The sequence below is a fragment of the Salinimonas lutimaris genome (genome assembly GCF_005222225.1).
In the GTDB taxonomy this organism is placed as follows: domain Bacteria; phylum Pseudomonadota; class Gammaproteobacteria; order Enterobacterales; family Alteromonadaceae; genus Alteromonas; species Alteromonas lutimaris.
Genome location: NZ_CP036536.1, coordinates 3,053,613 through 3,074,757 on the forward strand (window position 1 = coordinate 3,053,613; position 21,145 = coordinate 3,074,757).

General features: G+C 50.1%; 21 protein-coding genes and 1 other RNA gene. 8 read left to right on the plus strand and 14 right to left on the minus strand.

Translation table 11 applies throughout. The annotated features are described in order from the left end of the window. Nucleotides 1-70 precede the first annotated feature (70 nt). The gene (locus tag EZV72_RS13400) at nucleotides 71-349 is read left to right on the plus strand and encodes a late competence development ComFB family protein (RefSeq protein ID WP_137167704.1); all 279 of its coding nucleotides are present in this window, start codon (nucleotides 71-73) and stop codon (nucleotides 347-349) included. A 13-nt stretch (nucleotides 350-362) separates the two neighbouring features. Here EZV72_RS13400 and ffs read toward each other — a convergent pair. After that, nucleotides 363-459: signal recognition particle sRNA small type (ffs, locus tag EZV72_RS13405), an RNA gene on the minus strand. A gap of 83 nt (nucleotides 460-542) precedes the next feature. Beyond that, a complete protein-coding gene (locus tag EZV72_RS13410; protein WP_137167705.1) occupies nucleotides 543-1,601 on the minus strand; it encodes a Glu/Leu/Phe/Val dehydrogenase dimerization domain-containing protein in 1,059 nt (352 codons plus the stop codon). Nucleotides 1,602-1,790: 189 nt separating this feature from the next. Between EZV72_RS13410 and EZV72_RS13415 the strand changes: the two genes are divergently transcribed. After that, a complete protein-coding gene (locus tag EZV72_RS13415) occupies nucleotides 1,791-2,258 on the plus strand; it encodes an Lrp/AsnC family transcriptional regulator (RefSeq protein ID WP_137167706.1) in 468 nt (155 codons plus the stop codon). Between the two features lie 50 nt (nucleotides 2,259-2,308). Here EZV72_RS13415 and maiA read toward each other — a convergent pair whose 3' ends face one another. From maiA to pspA, 9 genes are all read right to left on the minus strand, one after another. Continuing rightward, entirely contained in the window at nucleotides 2,309-2,965 is a 657-nt protein-coding gene (maiA, locus tag EZV72_RS13420; protein WP_137167707.1) for a maleylacetoacetate isomerase, read from the minus strand. An 11-nt stretch (nucleotides 2,966-2,976) separates the two neighbouring features. Further along, nucleotides 2,977-3,990 (minus strand): fumarylacetoacetate hydrolase family protein, encoded by a 1,014-nt coding sequence (locus tag EZV72_RS13425; RefSeq protein ID WP_137167708.1) that lies wholly within the window; start codon nucleotides 3,988-3,990, stop codon nucleotides 2,977-2,979. Nucleotides 3,991-4,000: 10 nt separating this feature from the next. Continuing rightward, nucleotides 4,001-5,146 carry a homogentisate 1,2-dioxygenase gene (locus EZV72_RS13430; RefSeq protein ID WP_137167709.1) on the minus strand — a complete coding sequence of 382 codons (1,146 nt, stop codon included), beginning with the start codon at nucleotides 5,144-5,146 and terminating at the stop codon, nucleotides 4,001-4,003. Next, nucleotides 5,139-6,233: a 4-hydroxyphenylpyruvate dioxygenase gene (gene hppD, locus EZV72_RS13435; protein ID WP_137167710.1), complete on the minus strand. Its 1,095-nt coding sequence runs from the start codon at nucleotides 6,231-6,233 to the stop codon at nucleotides 5,139-5,141. The genes EZV72_RS13430 and hppD overlap by 8 nt, the downstream gene beginning before the upstream one ends. A 211-nt stretch (nucleotides 6,234-6,444) precedes the next feature. Continuing rightward, a complete protein-coding gene (gene tyrR / locus EZV72_RS13440; RefSeq protein ID WP_137167711.1) occupies nucleotides 6,445-8,001 on the minus strand; it encodes a transcriptional regulator TyrR in 1,557 nt (518 codons plus the stop codon). Between the two features lie 84 nt (nucleotides 8,002-8,085). Further along, nucleotides 8,086-8,925 (minus strand): phenylalanine 4-monooxygenase, encoded by an 840-nt coding sequence (gene phhA / locus EZV72_RS13445; protein ID WP_269747640.1) that lies wholly within the window; start codon nucleotides 8,923-8,925, stop codon nucleotides 8,086-8,088. Nucleotides 8,926-9,575: 650 nt separating this feature from the next. Beyond that, nucleotides 9,576-10,037: an envelope stress response membrane protein PspC gene (gene pspC, locus EZV72_RS13450; RefSeq protein WP_137167713.1), complete on the minus strand. Its 462-nt coding sequence runs from the start codon at nucleotides 10,035-10,037 to the stop codon at nucleotides 9,576-9,578. Further along, on the minus strand, nucleotides 10,034-10,273 hold the full coding sequence (gene pspB, locus EZV72_RS13455; RefSeq protein ID WP_137167714.1) for an envelope stress response membrane protein PspB: 240 nt from the start codon (nucleotides 10,271-10,273) through the stop codon (nucleotides 10,034-10,036). Before pspB ends, pspC begins: the two co-directional genes overlap by 4 nt. Nucleotides 10,274-10,363: 90 nt before the next feature. Continuing rightward, the gene (gene pspA, locus EZV72_RS13460; protein WP_137167715.1) at nucleotides 10,364-11,035 is read right to left on the minus strand and encodes a phage shock protein PspA; all 672 of its coding nucleotides are present in this window, start codon (nucleotides 11,033-11,035) and stop codon (nucleotides 10,364-10,366) included. Nucleotides 11,036-11,240: 205 nt separating this feature from the next. Here pspA and pspF point away from each other — a divergent pair, with 205 nt between their 5' ends. From pspF to EZV72_RS13490, 6 genes are read left to right on the plus strand one after another with little or no spacing between them, the layout of a single operon-like run. Beyond that, nucleotides 11,241-12,344 carry a phage shock protein operon transcriptional activator gene (gene pspF, locus EZV72_RS13465; RefSeq protein ID WP_137167716.1) on the plus strand — a complete coding sequence of 368 codons (1,104 nt, stop codon included), beginning with the start codon at nucleotides 11,241-11,243 and terminating at the stop codon, nucleotides 12,342-12,344. A 50-nt stretch (nucleotides 12,345-12,394) separates the two neighbouring features. Beyond that, nucleotides 12,395-13,987, plus strand: a complete 1,593-nt coding sequence (gene sapA, locus EZV72_RS13470) for an ABC transporter substrate-binding protein SapA (protein ID WP_175405182.1) — start codon at nucleotides 12,395-12,397, stop codon at nucleotides 13,985-13,987. Next, entirely contained in the window at nucleotides 13,984-15,015 is a 1,032-nt protein-coding gene (locus EZV72_RS13475; protein WP_232364423.1) for an ABC transporter permease, read from the plus strand. The genes sapA and EZV72_RS13475 overlap by 4 nt, the downstream gene beginning before the upstream one ends. Further along, complete coding sequence (locus EZV72_RS13480; protein WP_137167717.1) at nucleotides 15,002-15,895, plus strand: ABC transporter permease subunit; 894 nt, start codon at nucleotides 15,002-15,004, stop codon at nucleotides 15,893-15,895. The genes EZV72_RS13475 and EZV72_RS13480 overlap by 14 nt, the downstream gene beginning before the upstream one ends. Beyond that, nucleotides 15,895-16,890: an oligopeptide/dipeptide ABC transporter ATP-binding protein gene (locus EZV72_RS13485; RefSeq protein ID WP_137167718.1), complete on the plus strand. Its 996-nt coding sequence runs from the start codon at nucleotides 15,895-15,897 to the stop codon at nucleotides 16,888-16,890. Before EZV72_RS13480 ends, EZV72_RS13485 begins: the two co-directional genes overlap by 1 nt. Beyond that, a complete protein-coding gene (locus tag EZV72_RS13490) occupies nucleotides 16,887-17,702 on the plus strand; it encodes an ATP-binding cassette domain-containing protein (RefSeq protein WP_137167719.1) in 816 nt (271 codons plus the stop codon). Before EZV72_RS13485 ends, EZV72_RS13490 begins: the two co-directional genes overlap by 4 nt. Before the next feature lie 47 nt (nucleotides 17,703-17,749). Here the strand turns inward: EZV72_RS13490 and EZV72_RS13495 are convergent, their stop codons facing one another. Genes EZV72_RS13495 through EZV72_RS13505 form a run of 3 tightly spaced genes read right to left on the minus strand, consistent with a single transcriptional unit; the run spans nucleotide 17,750 to nucleotide 20,997 of the window. Further along, nucleotides 17,750-18,880, minus strand: a complete 1,131-nt coding sequence (locus EZV72_RS13495) for a sodium ion-translocating decarboxylase subunit beta (protein WP_137167720.1) — start codon at nucleotides 18,878-18,880, stop codon at nucleotides 17,750-17,752. Between the two features lie 3 nt (nucleotides 18,881-18,883). Beyond that, nucleotides 18,884-20,695, minus strand: a complete 1,812-nt coding sequence (oadA, locus tag EZV72_RS13500) for a sodium-extruding oxaloacetate decarboxylase subunit alpha (protein ID WP_137167721.1) — start codon at nucleotides 20,693-20,695, stop codon at nucleotides 18,884-18,886. Beyond that, a complete protein-coding gene (locus EZV72_RS13505) occupies nucleotides 20,692-20,997 on the minus strand; it encodes an OadG family protein (RefSeq protein WP_137167722.1) in 306 nt (101 codons plus the stop codon). Before EZV72_RS13505 ends, oadA begins: the two co-directional genes overlap by 4 nt. Between the last annotated feature and the right edge of the window lie 148 nt (nucleotides 20,998-21,145).

Sequence of the window (21,145 nt, forward strand, 5' to 3'; positions counted from 1 at the left end):
CGGTGCTGATTTATTGAGCTGATTTGCCGGTATAGCAACTGGAAAGACTGACTTACAAAGGACCTGTGCAATGAAACTACACGATGATATTCACAACTTTTATGAGCATTTGATCACAGAGCGCGTGACCGCGTTGGGGCTGGATAAAACTTATAATGCTGATTATCTGGCAGACATATGCTGTCTGGCGCTGAATCAGGTACCGCCGCGATATATTCGGTTTGATGTTGATATGGCGTTTTATTTGTCGCAGACGGAGCGTCAGCAGATGGAAATGAATGTAGAACAAGCCGTAGAAAAGGCGGTTAATTTTCTGGAAAAGAAAAAACTTCAGGAATTAATTTCGTAGGAGTTGGGTGGCGGACCCCCAGCCACATCTCGGCACATGAGTCGTTTGCTGCGGCTGCTCCCTTCCGGGCCTGACCGAGTTCACAAAGTATCATTGCGAGGGGACCAGGAGTCCACCATTGAAAACCGCTGGCAACATAAGGAATCTCCTTCGTTGTCAGCGGCGCGCACTATAACGAGTCTGCTTTTAAGTTTCAAGCTTTGTTTGAAAATCTCTCTTCAGCAATCACATTTGCGACCCGATTGGTGGCTTTTTGCTCAGCATCCGCGCGGGTATAGATTTCTTTCAGGGTATCACCAATCTCTTCAATGTGAGCACGTAGCGCCTCGTTTGATGAGCTTTCCATACGCTGATGATAAATATCAATAATGCCACCGGCGTTTAGTACATAGTCCGGTGCATACAAAATGCCCTGCTTATGTAGAATGTCGCCAATCTCTTCTCTGGCCAGCTGATTGTTTGCCGCGCCGCCAATCACTCTGGCTTTGATGGTAGGCAGGGTTGTGTCGTTAATTGATGCACCTAACGCACAAGGGGCGATCACGTCCACATCCAGCGCATAAATTTCTTCCGGTGCTACCGGTGTTGCGCCCAGTTCCTCTACTGCCCGTTCAATGCCTTCGGGATAAATGTCAGTAACAAATAACTCAGCGCCAGCAGCTTTAAGATGCTGAGCAAGACGAAAACCAACGTGCCCCATGCCCTGTATCGCTACTTTCACACCCTGTAAGTCAGATTTCAGCGCATACTCAACTGACGCTTTTAACCCAACAAACACACCGTAAGCGGTAGAAGGCGCAGGATTACCATCTGGTTTCTCTCCGGCAAAGTGATACTGCGCCTGAACCCCGGCAATATACTCAGACTGCTCGGCCATGGTCTGCAGGTCGGTCACAGCAATGCCCGAATCTTCAGCAGTAAAATACTTACCGCCCAGTGAGTCTACAAATTTACCCATGGCCGTCATCATTTCTTTGGTTTTTGCTTTACGCGGATCACCAATAATGACCGACTTACCACCACCAAGTTTCAGGTTGGCCATGGCCGCTTTGTATGTCATTCCCTTCGACAGACGAAGCACATCAGTCAGTGCCTCAGAACTGTTGATGTAAGGCCACATTCTGCAACCACCCAATGCTGGCCCAAGGTTTGTGTTATGCACTGCAATAATTGCACTTAAACCCGCTTCTTTGTCATGATAAAACGCAACGTGTTCGTGGTTATCAAACTCTGGATGATCGAAAACTGACATAGCCCCTCATATTTGTAGAAATTTGTTTACGCGATCATAGCTATAAATGCAGAGGATATGCCTTGCGATGTTTGTTAATGAATTTAACATCGTGAGATAATATTTCTTATTCTGAATTTCTGCTAGGATGTTTATCCTAGAAAAAATATTATTATATAATGCATATCATAATTGCATGAGATCGCAGTAATGAAACTAGATAAATTTGATCGCGAAATTTTACGCGTTTTACAACAGGACGCGACCGTATCCATGGCTGATTTAAGCCAGAAAGTCGGCCTGTCACATACTCCTTGCTGGCGCCGTGTTAAACGCATGGAGTCTGAGGGAATTATACTGGGAAAAGTCACCCTGCTAAACAGCAAAAAGCTGAATCTCGGCGTGTCAGTGTTTATCTTTGTCACATTGAAGAATCACGATGGAGATTCTTTAACCGATTTTGAGCAGGCAGTGCAATTTGTTGATGAAATTGTGGAGTGCCATACCACCAGCGGTGAAAAAGACTACTTACTGAAAGTGGTGGTGGAAAGTATTGAGGAATATGAATTCCTGTTAAAAAATAAACTGACTCACCTGCCCCTGGTTGACCATTTAAGTTCAACGTTTGCCCTGAAGCAGGTTAAAAATACCACGGCCCTGCCGATTAAAAGCCAGTAATTAAACAGCGCCGGCAAGACAATGCCGGGCCAGTTTTCACCAGTCCTGAATCAGGCAGGTGCGTCGCTCTGCCGCTCGGGACGCGCCTGGGCAAAGGCATCCAGTTGTTCGCAATTGTGGTAAATTTTGCTGACCAGCGGGTAGGCATCCAGCGATACGCCAAAGCGCAGCGCAGCATAAATCTGCGGTACCAGACACACATCAGCCAGTGTCACGTCAAAATCAAAACAGTACTTGCCGGCCTGAGTCTGCAGGCGCTGCTCAATAGCAGACAGCCCCTGCTCGTTCCAGTGTCTTACCCAGGCGGCTTTAGCTTGTTCGTCTGCGGCAAATCGCTGTTCAAGTTGCTGTAACACCCGCAAATTGCCCAGCGGCTGCATATCGCACGCTAAATCCTGTGCCAGTGCCCTCACCCTGGCCCGCTCCAGCGGATGGTCCGGAATCAGTGAACACCCGCTGGTATACCTTTCGTCCAGAAACTCTATGATACTCAGTGACTGATTCAGGATCAGATCTTCATCATCGTCCACCAGCACCGGGACCAGTTGTGCCGGATTTAACCGCTGATAAGCCTGGTGATGCTGTTCGCCCCCCTCGTTAATCAGATGTACCGGCACATATTCATAATCGAGTTGTTTGAGGTTTAGCGCAATGCGCACCCGATAAGACGCAGACGAGCGCCAGTAACCATAGAGTTTCAGTGCCATAACCGCCTCGCTTAGCCTTTCAGTGGTTTAAGTTGCTGATCAATAGCGCCAAAAATACTGTTGCCGGCAGCATCGAGCATGTCGATATGAATACGATCGCCAAACTGCATAAACGGCGTGGCAGGCTTGCCGTCGCGAATGGTCTCAATCATTCTGACTTCGGCGATACAAGAGTAGCCTACGCCACCTTCATCAATGGCCGTACCGTGCGCCGTACCCTGCTTGTTCGAGACCGTGCCAGAACCAATGATGGTACCCGCCCCGAGATTACGGGATTTTGCGGCATGCGCCACCAGCCGGGCAAAATCAAACGTCATATCCTCGCCGGCCTGGGGTTGACCAAACAGCTGGCCGTTATAGGTTGAACGTAGCGGAAGATGGACTTTATTGTCCTGCCAGGCATCGCCCAGTTCATCCGGGGTGACCGCCACCGGCGAGAAGCTACTGGCCGGCTTAGACTGGAAAAAGCCAAAGCCTTTAGCCAGTTCACCGGGAATCAGGCCGCGCAATGAAACATCGTTAACCAGCATTAGCAGGCGGATCCGGCTGGCTGCTGTACTGGTGTTACAAAACATGGGCACATCGTCAGTGATCACCGCCACTTCTGCTTCAAAATCTACTCCCCACTCATCACTGGGCAGCACCACATCATCGCGCGGCCCGATAAAATCATCAGAGCCGCCCTGGTACATCAGCGGGTCGGTCCAGAAACTGTCCGGCATTTCTGCATTTCTGGCCCGGCGCACCAGCTCAACATGATTGACATAAGCGCTGGCATCAGCCCACTGGTAGGCCCGTGGCAGCGGCGATTCACAGCGGGCCGGATTAAACGGCTGACTGTCGGTGACCCGGTCGTTAAGCTGCTCGTAACGGGTTTGCAGTTTACCCGCCACTTCAGCCCAGTTATCCAGCGCAAACTGTAATGTTGGCGCAATATCCGCCACCTCACAGGTATGTTGTAGATCCCGGGATACCAGCATGAGTACGCCGTCCCGGGTACCATTTTTATAAGTTGCAAGTTTCATTATTCATTCCTTATTCAGTGGCCTGCCAGCTCTTCACGTAGGCAGGATTTTCTACGGCTTTCGCCGCATCGCCGGTATACAGTGCATCCCGGGTGTCGAGCATCACTGCCACTTCGTCGGTGAATTTTTTTGCATGCTGCTGTCCAGCGGCAAAGGCCTTGGGATGAGGACCGTGCGTAAATCCGGCCGGGTGAAAGGTCACCATGCCTTTTTCGATATTGTCACGACTGAAAAAGTCACCCTCGTGATAAAACAGAACTTCGTCGTAATCGTCGTTGTTGTGGTAAAAAGGTACTTTGAGCGCCCCGGGATCTGACTCAATCGGCCGGGGTACAAAGGTACAAATCACAAACCGGTTAGCCACAAAGGTAGTATGGGCTGACGGCGGCAAATGATACCGGTGGCTCATCAGCGGACGAATATCCCGCCAGTTCAGCCGCACCACCGATAAATCACCATGCCAGCCAATCGCATCCAGCGGATTATACGGATAAGTGATACAGGACAATTGCTGGTGACGCTTCACTTCCACCTGCCAGGTATTCTCATCTTGCTGGTCAAGAAACGTCTGATCTATTTGCGGGGTATCAAGCACTGCCGGATCAAAAATAGCGTGCCCGCCAACCATGCCTTTTTCCGGTAACTGATAGGCATCATTGGTGGCCTCAATCAGCAACATCTGCATGGGGCTTTGCGGGCTCAGGCGCCACATGGTGGAACGTGGTAAAACCACATAGTCGCCCTTTTCTACCGGCAAATGTCCGTAATCACAAAACAGCGACCCATGGCCCTCGTGAATAAACAGTAAATCGTCGCCATCGGCGTTACGGGCCAGCTTTTGCATCGGCTGGTCGCATTTCCAGAAACGATACTGGCAATGGGCGTTATGCAGAATTACCGGCGCCGCGAACGGACTGGTTGTGGCCACTTCATAGTCCTGCTGTTCTAGCAGGTTAAGATCAAATGCCCGCGGTCTCAGCTCGCCCTGCCAGTCGCTCCAGCCGGTTGGAGCATGTTTATGGTGCATGTGCGTGGCCGGACCAAAAAAGCCGTTACGGCCAATTTCCCGCTCGTAGATGCCTTGCTCCGGGAAATCGGCATGTGCCTGTCTGGAATGGGTTCCCTGAGCAGTCGGGAACCGGATCCAGTTACGCATTGTGTTGCTCTTCGGTAATGACACCACGGCGAATCTGGTCCTGCTCAATAGATTCAAACAGGGCTTTAAAGTTGCCCTCGCCGAATCCTTCGTTGCCTTTACGCTGAATAATCTCAAAAAATACCGGGCCGATGACCGTGTCAGTAAAGATTTGCAGCAGAATACCATCTTTCATCGGGGCACCGTCTATCAGCACACGCAGCTCACGTAACTTATCAAGATCCTCGCCGTGCCCTTCTACCCGAGCATTGACCGCTTCATAATAAGTATCCGGGGTATCCATAAACTTCATGCCCCGGGCTTTCAGTTCAGTGACCGTGCGGTAAATATCGTCTGTTGATAGTGCAATATGCTGAATACCTTCGCCGTTGTACTCTTTAATAAACTCTTCAATCTGTGATTTATCGTCAGACGACTCGTTAATGGGAATACGGATTTTGCCACATGGCGAGGTCATGGCTTTACTCACCAGACCGGTCAGTTTGCCTTCAATGTCGAAGTAGCGGATTTCACGGAAATTACCCAGACGCTCATAAAAGTCAGCCCACACCGACATATTGCCGCGTTTGACGTTGTGCGTGAGATGATCAACAAACATCAGACCGGAGCCGGCTTCACTCATACGCTCCTGCCAGTCATCGTAAAACCGGAAGTCGACATCGTAGATGGTGTCTTTGGTGTAACGGTCGACAAAATACAAGGTGCTTTCGCCAATGCCATAAACCGCCGGAATATTAAGCTCCATCGGGCCAAGATTACCCACAAACTGCTTGGCACCATTTTGTAGCGCATGCTCCATTGCAGCGGCCGCATCCTTGACCCGAAACGCCATGCCACAGACACTGGGACCGCGTAAACGGGCAAACTCTTCAGCTTGTGAAGCCGGCTCTGCGTTAATGATAAAATTGATATCATTTTGCTTGTACAGCCACACCTGCTTTGATTTATGTACCGCCACCTCAGCAAAGCCGAGCGAGCTGAATAAGCCTTTCAGTGCATTGATACCCTTCTCATCAGCGGCAGTGTATTCAACAAATTCAAAACCGTCTGTGCCCAGCGGGTTGTAGGTGGTGTCGCGATTAGTCATATAGCTACCCTGTCGTTATTCGTTAACAATGTTTTTACACATCAGACAACAAAATAGCGCGATGGGATAGAGGCAGGCCCTAAAGAGCGAAACAGGATGTGGAAAGTAAAAGTGTATTGTTTGCTGGACAGCAGGCGAAAAGTTATTTATTTCCCATAAAACAACGCCCACAACAGGATGTGGGCGTAAACCAAAGCATACTTTTGCGTAATTATAATTTTACAGTCGCTTTATTGATGCCATATTCGCGCAGTTTATTGGCAATAGCGGTATGACTGAGCCCCAATTTTTTGGCCAGCTGCCGGGTGCTGGGATAGGACGGATACAGCCTGCGAAGTAAGTCACGCTCGAACTTCTTCACTTCTTCGTCCAGCGTTCCCTCAAAGTTTTCGTCAATATAAGTCATGCTGGGAGCACAGCTGGGAAGCTGAATATCTTCTTTGGTGATTTCATTACCATCAAGTAAAGATAAGGCACGGTATAACGCGTTTTGTAACTGACGAACATTGCCCGGCCAGGGATATTGCTGAAGATAATCAACACAGCTTTTACTGAGCTTGGCCGGTCGCCGGCCCAGTTTCGCGCTGTGTTGCACTATGAATGATTCTGCCAGTGCCACAATATCCGGCTTGCGCTCTTTAAGCGACGGCATCACCAGACCCAGTACATTCAGACGATAGTACAGCTCTTTTCTGAACAAACCTTCTTCCACCAGCTGGCCCAGGTCACGGCAGGTAGTGCAGATAAACCGGACATTACTTTTTACCGGCTTATCATCGCCTACCCGGCGAAACTCGCCATTTTCCATAACCCGGAGCAGCTTCGCCTGTAACTGGGGCGACATATCAGCAATTTCATCCAGCAACAGTGTTCCGCCGGCGGCCAGTTCCAGTAATCCGGCTTTACCTTCTGGCTGGTTAAACGCGCCGGCGGCATACCCAAATAACTCGGTTTCTGCCACGCTATCAGGTAAAGAAGCACAATTGAGAGCCAGAAATTCTCCGTCAGCCCGTCGGCTGGCCTGATGACAGGCTCGCGCAATCATTTCCTTACCGGTGCCGGTTTCACCAAAAATCAGCACCGGGGCATCCAGGTCGGCCACTTTACGGGCTTCTTTAACCGCTTTGTGCATGGCTGTGGAATGAGTAATGAAATGGTCAAAGCTGTCGGTGTCGGTCTGGTGAAATGCAGAAAACTGCTGGCCCAGTCGCATTTCAGATTTAAGCAGTACGACCGCACCGGCGATAATCGTACCGTCTTCACCATCGGCAACCTGTATAGGCAGCATATCGGCCAGATAATCTTGCTGAATAAACTGAACCTTGGCCGATTGCGGACGAATATCATCGGCTTCCAGCCAACGGTGAAAGTTAAAGCCTTTCACCCACTCAGAAACATCTGAATGCTTGATGTCATTGAGTGTCATTTCCAGACCACTCATCACCGCTTCGTTGCACATTAAAATATGCCCACGGGTATCAATAGAAAATACCGGATCTGGCAGCGTCTGTAGAATGGCAGCCATTTGATTGCGCTCGCGCTCGGCGGGCATAAAAGGCGTGGTTTTTACATCATCGATACCATCAATCCGACGGATTTTAGGCATCAGATGCTGAAAGTCTGCAAATTCAATATTCGGAAAATTGAGGAAAATCTTACCGCCAACGTCAATTTCAATGCCTCTGAGGTCGATCTCATGCGTCACTAAAATATCCAGAACGTCCTGCGTTATCCCTAATCTGTCCTGACAGCTTATTTCTAACCGCATAGCTCACTTCACCTGTAAAGTTATTTTTACAGCATATCACAACTTTGTAACAAGTGAAGTATTTTTTACGCTTCTTCGCTACGGTTAGTTTTGCCCGCTGGCACTTTTCTCTTTAGGCGCAAAGCGGGGGGCAAATAAACCATGTTCGCGCGCCTGTTTAACCATACTCATAATGTCCGCTTCTGCCAGCGTGTACAAATCATCGAACTGATTCAGGATATAATAAAGCGGTTGCATAATATCAATCCGGTAAGGTGTACGCAGCGCGTCAACCGGGTCAAGTGGCTGACGCACCGGCGTGTCATTTTCCAGTGCATACACTGTTTCGCCTGGAGAAGATAAAATCCCGCCGCCATATATCCGCAATCCGTCGGCGGTGTTAACCAGACCAAATTCTACGGTAAACCAGTACAAACGGGCCAGAAATACCCGATCTTCTTTGCTGGCTGCCAGTCCCAGCTTGCCATAGGTATGAGTAAAATGGGCGAACGCCGGATTGGTCAGTAGCGGGCAATGGCCAAATACTTCATGAAAAATATCCGGCTCCTGCAGATAATCAAATTCCTCACGACTACGAATAAAGGTGGCTACCGGAAACTGCTTGTTTGCCAGTAAACGAAAAAATTCAGAGAAGTTTATTAGCGCCGGCACTTCAGCGGTTTGCCACCCTGTCGCCTCTTTTAGCCGGGTATTGAGCTCGGGTAACTGAGGAATCTGCTGGTCATTCAACTCCAGCAAGGCCAGTCCATCATGATATTGCTGGCAGGCGCGGTCCTGAATCAGTGTAATCTGGCGTTGATACAACTCAGACCAAATCTGATGCTCGTCCTGCGACCACGCAATGTAGCCGTTTTTATCCGAGCTTCTGGACTGATACTGTGTTTGTTTTGCCATAATGCCTCGCTTTACCTTTACGTAAACTATACCTGTGTAGTCTATCGAAAAAGCAGGCAGGCAAAAGAGCACAGCCCGAAGTCATCTGTCAATTTGATGTAACATAAATTTTACATTAGATGTATCTGCGGCTCCCTTAGGCTGGCAGGGATTGCCTGAACAGGCTGGCCGACCAAATACGGCAACTAAATGAGATCCCGGATATCGCTTCGCGATTCCGGGACGACGGTTAGGGTGAAGTTACCACTATATCCAGTGTTGTACTTGCACAAGCGGGGATCGCCTGAACAGGCAGGCCGACCAAATACGGCAACTAAACAGGATGAGCGACATTTTCAGGAGATCCCGGATATCGCTTCGCGATTCCGGGACGACTGTTAGGGTGAAGTTACCACTATATCCAGTGTTGTACTTGCACAAGCGGGGATCGCCTGAACAGGCAGGCCGACCAAATACGGCAACTAAACAAGATGAGCGACATTTTAGGAGATCCCGGATATCGCTCTGCGATTCCTGGACGACGGATAGGGTGAAGTTACCGCTATATCCACTGTCGTCCCTGCTCAAGCAGGGATCGCCTGAACAGGCTGGCCGACCAAATACGGCAGCTAAATAAGGTGAGTGACATTTGCAGGAGATCCCGGATATCGCTTCGCGATTCCGGGATGACAGGACGGATTCTACAGCTTATCAATCTCGCGGCTTAGCTGGTATTCGCGTGATGTCACATACTTTTCCATCTTGCGTAGCCGCTGCTCACTGTCGTTAAACCGGCGGGCAATGTTACTTAACACTACTGCGGGCGGCTCACCTGCCTGCCAAACTTTGGTTTTAACTGCCACTTTCTCGTCATCGGCGGATGAAGCGTGGCGTCCTGCCGGATTACGCCAGCCTTTGCCGGCAGCCTGATGCAGGTCCACTGCAATGGTCGGATCCTGGTAGTTGGCTGGCTTTTTTTCCAGAATGAACCAGCAAGCCAGATAAGCAACAAACATAAACGGGCCGGCTAACAGAAAAAATGCAGTCACAGCCAGAATTCGTACCAGCCAGCGCTCAAGACCGAAGTAATTGGCAATGCCCGCACATACACCGGCAATACGGCCATTGTCAGAGTCGCGGAATAATTGCTTATTTATTTTCATGCCCGGTCTCTCCATTGCGGTGCTTCACTATCTAAAATCGCTTCCAGCGTTTTAATTCGTTCGGCCATCACATCCGCTTTTTCAGCCAGTTCCTGTAACGATGCGTTTTCTTCTTTACTCAGCCCCTGGCCAATGTGTTTTTTGCTTCGGTAATGCAAAATCAGCCAGATAGGGGCAACCAGAATCATAAATAAAATGATTGGCGTAATAAGTAACCCCAGTATTGCTTCGTCCATAATTATTTGCTCCGTATCTGTTGATGTGTGCTCACATCTCAAGGCCAGCCCTGCTGCGTGTGAGCGTAGCAGCAGGTTCCGGCGCACCGCTTACTGTGCAGGCTTATCCTTGTTTAACTTTGCCTTTAAAGCGGCTAGTTCTTCATCAATCTTATCATCTGCTTCTAAGCCGGCAAACTCATCCTGCAAGGTTTTCTTGCCCAAATCATAAGCATCAACCTGCGACTCAAGATCGTCAATTTTGCGTTCATACTGCTCAAACCGGCCCATCGCATTATCGACTTTGCTGCTATCAAGCGTGCGCTTAACTTCCAGGCGTGAGCTGGCGGTTTTCTGGCGCATGATAATCGCTTTTTGACGAGTCTTAGCATCGGCCAGTTTTTCCTGCAGCTGACCCACTTCCTCCTGCAGCTTACTGATTTGCTCATCCACTATGGCCAGTTCGCGACCCAGTGCATCCGCCGCTTCAGCTGCTTTTTTCTTTTCCTGCAGGGCTGCACGCGCCAAATCTTCACGCTCTTTGCTTAGCGCCAGTTCAGCTTTTGCGCCCCAGTCCGCTGCATCACTCTCATACTTATTGATTTGAGCAGTAATTTCTTTTTTACTGGCCAGGGTCTTGGCCGAGGCAGACCGCACTTCTACCAGTGTGTCTTCCATTTCCTGAATAATTAGGCGAACCATTTTTTCAGGGTCTTCAGCCTTATCCAATAATGCATTAATATTTGAGTTCACTATGTCGGTGAAACGCGAGAAGATACCCATAATCTTTACCTCTAGCTGTGATAAATGCCTGTGGCATGGTTAGTCTCATAACTGAAGTAACACTATTCAATATGCTTGCCATCTCGCCACAAGTGCTAACTCGTTGTTTTAATTTTAATTTCCGTCGCTTAATAAGTAGTCGTATATCAGTCTTTTTTAAACTACACTATTAATTGGTCGAAATGACTAAGTTTTGAGGGAATAAATGAGTAGATTTCGCCAACAAGATAATTTGTTGGGCCACGCAAATAGTTTTCTTGAGGTGCTTGAGCAGATCTCACAAATAGCGCCGCTGAACAAACCGGTGCTGGTAATTGGCGAGCGTGGTACCGGCAAAGAACTGATTGCAGCACGACTTCATTTTTTGTCACAGCGCTGGGACCAGAACTACGTCAAACTGAACTGTGCAGCGTTGAATGAAAACCTGCTGGAAAGCGAACTTTTCGGCTATGAGGCCGGGGCTTTTACTGGCGCAGCCAAGCGTCGTGAAGGCCGCTTTGAAGTGGCGCACAACGGCACTCTGTTTCTTGATGAGCTGGCCAATACTTCTGGCCTGATTCAGGAAAAACTGCTGCGGGTTATTGAATATGGTGAATTTGAACGGGTTGGTGGCAGTCGCACCATCAAAACCGATGTTCGTCTGATAGCAGCCACCAATGAAGATCTGCCGGCGCTGGCTGATGCCGGTGAGTTTCGGGCTGACTTACTCGACCGGCTGGCTTTTGATGTAATAACCATTCCTCCGTTACGCGAGCGCCCCGAAGACATCATGATGCTGGCAGAGCATTTTGCCATCAGTATGGCCCGCGAGCTGGAAATGGAGCTGTTTAGCGGGTTTACCGAAAAAGCCCGGCGGACGCTGATGGAATATCACTGGCCGGGTAATATCCGGGAGCTTAAAAACGTAATTGAGCGTGCGGTTTACCGATGCAATAACCCGCATCTGCCCGTTCACGAAATCATTTTAGATCCGTTTGCCTCGGCATTTCGCCCCACCGGTCGGGTTAAAACCAAAGACCGCCTGCAAGAGACACCGGCCGCGCCAGTAGCTGCTGAGCCGGCACCGGTCAGCACAATAACATCTGAGACGGTGAACGACCCGACTATCTGCACGCCTGATTACCCGATTGATTTAAAAGAGCGCTCTCAGCAGTTTGAAATCGATATGCTCAGGCAAGCCCTGGCTGACAGTCAGTACAACCAGAAAAAAACCGCCGAAAAACTTTCGTTAACCTATCATCAGTTGCGAGGTTATCTTAAGAAATACAATTTGTTAGACTCTGGTCAGGATACGGCAGAAGCACAGTGAACCCACTCATGACCTTAACCCGGGCAGTGATAGGCAGGCGCATGGCCTTGATGGCACTTAGCGCACTGCTGGCAGTCAGTGGCTGCAGTAAGCATCAAAAAGATGATTTTTACCAGTCCGGTATCATTTATTGCTCAGAAAGCAACCCGGTCAATTTCAATCCCCAGCTGGATACGTCTGCCACCACCTCAGATGCCACATCGCACCAGATTTACGATCGCCTGCTGGACTTTGATCCTGACTCAGGTCGCATTGTGCCAAGCCTGGCCAGCAGCTGGAATATTTCAGATGACGGCCTGATCTACACCTTTCAGCTACGCAAAAATGTGCAGTTTCAGTCTACCAGCTATTTCACCCCCACCCGCAATTTCAATGCTGATGATGTCCTGTTCAGCATTAACCGGTGGCGTCAGGCATCGCACCCTTATCACAATGTATCCGGTGGCCGGTATCCGTATTTTGAAAGTCTGGGGCTGGCGGAAAATATAGCCAGCCTGAAGCGCATCAACGGCTATCGGGTTGAGATTCACCTGGCCCAGCGCGACAGCTCTTTCCTGGCTAATCTGGCCACAGATTTCTCTGTCGTGCTGTCTCAGGAATATGCAGATTACCTGATGGACCAGGGCACCCCGGAAAAGCTGGATCATTTTCCCATTGGCACCGGCCCGTTTGAGTTTGAAAGCTATCGCAAAGACCACTTTATTCGCTATCACCGTAATGATGACTATTGGCGCGACACCAGTCAGGCAGAGCGACTGATTTACGATATCACGCCCAAGAGCTCACTGCGGCTGGCTAAATTACTGACCGGCGAGTGCGATGCGATTGCCTTTCCGGCCCAGACTGAGCTGGACATTATCCGTAACCGGGATGAACTGGATCTGGCTGAAAAACCAGGACTGAATGTGGGGTTCTGGGCGTTTAACACGCAGCGGCCGCCCTTTGATAATCCTAAAGTGCGCCGGGCGCTGGCCTATGCAATTGATAAAAACACGCTGCTAGAAGCGGTTTACTTTGATAGTGCATCCAGAGCCAAAAGCCTGCTGCCCGCTGCCAGCTGGGCCTACCAGAATGATGCAGAAGATACTGCCTATAATCCGGTATTAGCCAGAAAGTTGCTTAAAGAAGCGGGAATTGAGCCCGGCTTTACCATGACTATCTGGGCCATCCCTATTGAGCGGGCTTATAATCCCAATGCCGCCAAAATGGCTGAGCTTATACAGCGCTATCTGAGCGATGTTGATATCAATGTCAATATTGTAACCTATGACTGGACCACCTTTCGTCGCCACCTTCGTGAAGGACTGCATGATTCGGTTCTGATAGGCTGGTCTGCCGATAATGGTGACCCGGACAACTTTTACCGGCCCCTGCTAAGCTGCGGGGCCATACCCTCAGGGACGAACCGTGCCATGTGGTGCAACGAAGAATACGATGCACTGATAGAGCAGGCACTGAAAACAGAAGATCTGGAGCAGCGCAAAGCGTTATACCAACAGGTCAACACCCTTTTATTTAAAGAACTACCGCTGGTACCGATTGCCCATGCTTATCGTTATCAGGCACATCGCGATGCCCTGAAAGGCATGCAGATTAACCCGTACGGTGGTGTTCGATTTGGCGGAGTGATAAAGCAACTGTGATACGTATACTGGGCCGTTACAGCGTTCTTTTTATTCTGACCCTACTGGTGCTGGCCGGGATGTCGTTTGCGCTTGCTTATATGTTTCCCGGTGATGTGCTGTCAAACCTGACGGGAATCACCCCGCAAAACCAGATTCAGCGTAATGTGCTGGCTGAGCAGCATAAACTGGATGCCGGTTATCTGGTGCAGTTTTCTAATTATCTGTGGCAGTTGCTCTCCGGCAACTGGGGCTACAGTTTTGTATCTGGCCTGCCGTTACGCGAAGAAATTGGTCTGGCCCTGCCGGCCACCATTGAACTGGCTGCCTATTCAATGCTGGTTGCCCTGCTAATTGGTGTACCGGTAGGCTGTTATGCCGGCCTGCGCAGCTACACCAAAACCGATTACCTGATAAATTCAGCCAGCATGGTAGGGTATTCGTTTCCGGTTTTCTGGCTGGCGCTGGTTTTTATACTGATTTTCAGTCTGGAGCTGAATATTGCACCACTGTCTGGCCGTAACAGCTTGCTGTTTAATATTCCTGATCAGACTGGGTTTATTCTGATTGATATTCTGCTTGCTCCGGATGTGGATCGCTGGCTGGCATTTACTGATGCCCTGCACCATTTAATGTTGCCCACCCTGGCTCTCAGCGTTATCAGTACCGCTTCGCTGATTCGAATTACCCGCCGCTCTATCATTGATGTGCTGAACCGGCCCTACATTGCTGCTGCCCGGTCCCGGGGATTATCCCGCCGGCAAATTTTTGTGCGGCATATTCTGCGTAATGCCCTGCTACCGATTTTGCCGCTGATGGCTATTCAGATCACATCGCTTATTACCAACGCGATGATTGTAGAGACCCTGTTTTCGTGGCCGGGTATAGGTAACTGGCTGATTCAAGCAATTTATCAGCGTGACTATCCGGCGTTACGGGTGGGAATGCTGGCCGTGGCCTCGTTAGTGATATTGCTGACGATTCTGATTGATTTATTCAACCGCTTGATCGATCCAAGCAGGGACAAGTACGAACGTGTCACAATTTAGTCTGTATGATGAGGAATATCACCCGTCTCCCTGGCAGCGCACATGGCGGGAATTTAAAGCCAGCCACGTTGCTTTTGTCGGGCTGATTATACTGGGTGCCTTTGCTTTTTTTGCCATTTTTGCCCCGGTGGTCGCCCCTTATGATCCGCTGCAACAGAATATTGATGCTCTGCTGATACCGCCAAGCTGGGAATTAAACGGCACTATCAGCCATTTGTTTGGTACCGATGCACTGGGCCGGGATGTGTTTTCGCGAATTGTGTATGGCTGTCGGGTTACGTTTGGCACTAGCTTAATGCTGGTATTGCTGGCGATGGTGCTGGGAGTCAGCGTAGGTACACTGGCCGGCATGACCAGTGGCGTGCGCTCAAGCGTAATTAACCACCTGCTGGATGCCCTGATGGCCATCCCTACCCTGCTCATTGCGATTATTATCGTCGCCATTCTGGGAACCGGTCTGGTAAATAGTATGTGGGCTATTACATTAGCGCTTACTCCGCAGTTTATTCACTACACGCGCTCGTTTGTGCGTAGTGAAATGAAAAAAGAATATATTCTGGCGTCCCGCCTCGATGGCGCAAATCCCTGGCAGTTATTCCGCCACTCGATTTTGCCTAATATGATTGAAATGCTGGTTGTTCAGGGCTCGCTGGCTTTATCTATCGCAGTCATTGACGTCTCTGCGCTGGGTTTCTTGAACTTAGGTGCTCAGCCACCGTTGCCTGAACTGGGCGCCATTCTGGCGGATGGGTTAGATGTGGCCTACCTGGCTCCCTGGAATGCAGCACTGCCTGGTTTATCCATCTTTTTGATGGTTCTGGCCATAAACATAGTGGGCGACGGATTGCGCTCAGCTTTAAGAAAAAGGGTCAGCCACTAATGCCATTACTTGATATAAAAAACCTGACGCTGGAAATTGATACCGGAAACAGTCGGGTCAAAGCTCTGGATAAGGTCAGCCTGACGGTTAACAGTGGTGAAATCAGAGCGCTGGTGGGTGAGTCAGGTTCCGGAAAAAGCCTGATTGTGTCTGCTATCTCCGGCACCCTGCCCCATCAGTTCCATATCACCGCAGACCGGATGAGCTGGAAAGGGGAAAACCTGTTGTCGATGTCAGCAGAAAAGCGCCGCGAAATTATGCGCCGGGATATTGCCGTGGTCTATCAAAACCCTATCACGGCGCTTGACCCGTCTGCGACCCTGGGTGAGCAGCTTGAAGAAAGCATTCCGGATGAACTGGTAAAAGGAAAATGGTTCTGGCAGCGTCGCCAGTCTCGGCGAAAATCAGCGATATCTACCGTGCATAAGGTAGGTATTAAACACCACCGGCACTATTTAAATGCTTTTCCGCACCAGATCCCCAACGATATCGGGCAAAAATTTATGCTGGCCATGGCATTAATTTCACAGCCTAAAATGCTGATTGCCGATGACCCGACCCGGGGCATGGAAACCACCACCAAAACCCAGGTGCTTAAACTGCTGAGCCGGCTGAACCAGACAAAATCTCTGTCAATTTTGTTTGTCAGTCACGATTTGCTGGCTATTGCCAGTATGGCCCACTCCATGACGGTACTCTACTGCGGCCAGACTGTGGAATCCGGGCGCATGAAAATGCTGCGAAAACGACCGTTGCATCCTTATACCAAGGCCTTGCTGGACAGTGCGCCCAGTTTCAGAAATGATCTGCCGCCCAAAAGTATGCTTCCTTCACTGGATGGAACTATACCGTCACTGAAACATGTTCCCATTGGTTGCCGGCTTGGCCCGCGCTGTCCCAGAGCCCAGAAAGACTGTGTTATCACCCCATCTGTGCGCCGGATCCACGACCATACCTATAGCTGTCACTTTCCGCTGCATATGGAGAAGCTATGAACGAAATCATGCATGTCAGCGGGTTGTTGTTCCGCCACAGCGACCGTAAACGCTGGCTGAAAAAGCCTGAGGTCTTTGAGCTGGGGCCGATTGATTTGTCAGTAAAACGAGGGGAAACCATCGCCATTATCGGGGAAAACCGGGCGGGTAAATCACTACTGGCCAAAATGCTGGTTGGCGCCATTGCCGCTGATGAAGGAGAAATATTTCTAAGTAATGTGGCGTATAACGCAGCTAAGCGCAAGTCGACCAAAAGCTATAATGCCAGCAATGATATCCGGATGATCTTTCAGCACAGCAGTGAAGCGATGAATCCCGGTATTACCGTGGGTATGATTCTGGATGAGCCACTGCGCCTTAACACCCGTTTATCAGAACCGGAGCGCCGGGCAAGAATAGAAGAAACCCTGCGTAAGGTCGGGCTGCTGCGCGATCATATTTACTTTTACCGGCACATGCTCTCAGACGGTCAGCAACAACGGGTTGCTCTGGCCCGGGCACTGGTCCTGCAGCCCAAAATTCTGGTGGCCGATGAACCCTTTGCCGCACTTGATCCCTCAATTCGCTCCCAGACGGTCAATCAGTTGCTGGGTTTACAAAACGAGTTGGGGCTGTCGTTTATTTTTATTTCGCATAATCTGGGGATCGTCCGTCACATTGCCGATAAAGTCATCGTGATGGAAAAAGGCAGGATTGTGGAGACAGGAAAAACCGATACCATCTTCCGCTGGCCTCAGCACAGTATGACCAAAAAGCTGATAATGGCGTATCAGTCGCTGGTGCCCCAGCAAACCCTGACCCAGCCGGACTAACAGCAGCCCGGCTGGTATCAGCCTCGCGGTGTATTAGCCTACGTGTATTAACCTACCAGGGCCAGTAACACGCCAGCGGCAACCGCCGAGCCTAGTACACCGGCCACATTCGGCCCCATAGCATGCATCAGCAGGAAGTTATGCGGGTTAGCTTGCAACCCTACTTTATTCACAACCCGGGCAGCCATAGGGACTGCGGAAACACCCGCAGCGCCAATGAGCGGATTAATCGTACCACCGGATAAGCGGCTCATTAGCTTAGCCATCAGCACTCCGGCAGCCGTGCCTATCGCAAAGGCCAATGCGCCTAATCCCAGAATGCCCAGGGTTTCGACCGTAAGAAATTTCTCGGCAGAAAGCTTGGAGCCCACTGCCAGTCCCAGAAAAATAGTGACAGTATTAATCAGTTCGTTCTGTGCTGTTTTGCTCAACCGATCCACCACACCACATTCTTTCATCAGATTCCCAAAACAGAACATGCCAACCAGTGGTGTTGCTGAGGGTAGAAACAAAATGGTGAGTAATAACACTGCCAGCGGAAACAGAATTTTCTCGCGCTGCGACACCGGCCGTAACTGGGCCATTTTGATCTGTCGCTCTTTTTCTGTGGTCAGAGCTTTCATAATGGGTGGCTGGATGATCGGCACCAGCGCCATGTAGGAATAAGCCGCTACAGCAATTGCCCCAAGTAAATCCGGAGCCAGCCGGCTGGCCAGAAAAATTGCCGTGGGCCCGTCAGCCCCGCCAATGATGGCAATGGCACTGGCATCCTGAAGGGTAAACTCAAAACCGGGGATCGCATTTAACGCAATTGCACCGAACAAGGTGGCAAAGATACCAAACTGTGCTGCCGCCCCCAGTAATAGCATGCGCGGATTGGCAATCAGCGCTCCGAAGTCGGTCATGGCTCCCACCCCCATAAAAATCAGCAGTGGAAATACGCCGGTTTCAATGCCTACCGCGTAAATATAGTGCAGCAGGCCGCCGGCCTCTGAAAATCCGGCCAGCGGAATATTGGTTAGCAGCGCGCCAAAGCCGATGGGGATCAACAGCAGCGGCTCAAACTTTTTCACAATGGCCAGATACAGCAGCAACAATCCGACGGCCATCATAATGATCTGCTGATAGTGAAAGTGGGCCAGTGCGGTGCTGTCCCATAAAATAGCAAACTTTTCCATGTATTAGCTCAACTCTATCAATGGCTGACCGCTGGTAACCGCATCACCTTCTTTGGCCAGAACACCGGACACTGTACCGTCAAAGGCGCTTCGGATCTCGGTTTCCATTTTCATCGCCTCAAGGATCATGACCACATCACCATCACTGACCTCATCACCGTCACTGACCAGAATTTTAAACACATTGCCGGATAACGGCGCTTCAATAGTATTAGCCACTTGTGCAGTCGCAGCGCCAGAGGTGGTTTCTGCTGTGTTGGCCGGGGCCGGGCCAGCCTCGCTGATACTGGTAAGCTGGCCACTGGCCGCCACTTCTACCTGATACACCTTGCCATCGACTTTTACATCATAGGTGGCAGCAGTCTGCTGCGCCGGCGCTGAAACAGGCTCAGAAGTTTTTGACGGTGTGTCTGTTTGTGCACTGTGGCTGCCGGGCGCCGGCTCAAAGGCATCCGGATTATCCCGGTTTTGCAAAAACTTAAGACCGATTTGCGGAAACAGAGCATACGTCAATACATCATCAATGGTATCTTCAGCCAGAGTAAATTGCTTACTGTCCGCCAGCTCAGCCAGCTCTTCGGTCAGGCTATCAAGCTCGGGTGCCAGGTTATCTGCCGGACGACAGGTAACCGGCTGTGCGCCATCCAGTACCCGCTCCTGCAGTGCTTTATTTACCGGGGCTGCGGTTGCGCCATACTCCCCTTTAAGCACACCCGCTGTTTCTTTGGTGATACTTTTATACCGCTCGCCGGTCAGTACATTTAATACTGACTGAGTACCGACAATTTGCGAGGTTGGCGTTACTAAAGGAATAAAACCGAGATCTTCGCGTACCCGCGGAATTTCTTTGAGCACCTCATCAAATTTGTCAGCTGCATTTTGTTCTTTGAGCTGGCTTTCCATGTTGGTCAGCATGCCACCGGGCACCTGCGCCAGTAAGATCCGGGCGTCTACGCCTTTCAGGCTGCCTTCAAACTGCGCATATTTTTTACGCACATCACGAAAATAACCGGCGATATTTTCAAGATCAGGCAACGACAGACCGGTATCTCTTGGAGTGCCCTCAACAATCGATACCATGGTTTCTGTTGCCGTATGCCCGTAGGTCATACTCATGGAGGATATGGCCGTGTCCAGCATATCAATGCCTGCATCCACCGCTTTTTGATAAGTCGCGGTCGACAGTCCCGTAGTGGCATGACACTGCATGGCAATAGGCACTTTCACGGTGTCTTTTAAGCCTTTTATCAGCGCTTCACACTCATATGGCTTCAGCAATCCGGCCATATCTTTAATACAGATTGAATGTACGCCCATCTCTTCCAGCTGACGCGCCATAGTCAGCCAGGTATCCAGGGTATGCACCGGGCTGACCGTATAAGATAAGGTGCCCTGTGCATGTGCGCCGCAGTCAATGGCAGCTTTTACCGCGGTTTGCAGATTGCGTACATCGTTCATGGCATCAAAAATTCTGAACACATCCACGCCATTTTCGTGGGCTCGTTCAACAAAGCGGGTAACCACATCATCAGCATAATGCCGGTAGCCCAATAAATTCTGCCCGCGAAGTAGCATTTGCTGACGGGTTTTAGGCATGGCCTGCTTGAGTGCGCGGATCCGATGCCAGGGATCTTCACCCAGATAGCGAATACAGGCATCAAATGTCGCGCCCCCCCAAGACTCCACAGACCAGAAACCGGCATTATCCAACTCGCTGGCAATCGGCAGCATATCGTCCAGCCGCATGCGGGTTGCCAGCAACGACTGATGGGCGTCGCGCAGAACCAGCTCGGTGAGTGCTAATGGTTTACTCATGATTTCTCCTGTTTTTGTGTAGCCTGACGGTGGGTATGAATTGCTGCAGTAATTGCGGCTACCGTGCCGGCGTCAATGCCTTTTGATTGCGATGGGGTGTTGGCGGAGGCAGCCAGGCCGGTCGGTTTACGTTTTGGCCTGGCGTCTGGCGATGCAGGCTGAGCTCCCGGATACCGTGTACTAAATGCTTCAATCGCTTTAATTCCGCCTATCATCAGCGTTAAAAAAGCAAACACAAAGCCCATGCCCACCAATAGTAATGTTGCGGCTTCGCTAAGCTGGCTTGCCATTGAACTATTCATTGTCATTCCATTAATCCCTGTTGATTGGTTTAGTAACACGAATAAGGCAGGATGACAAACCGCAACCGCCACAAGATGAATAATTAGATATTTTTTATGAATAGATAGTCAAACGGTAACAGAATAGTGTATCCGCAGGGTTTATGCC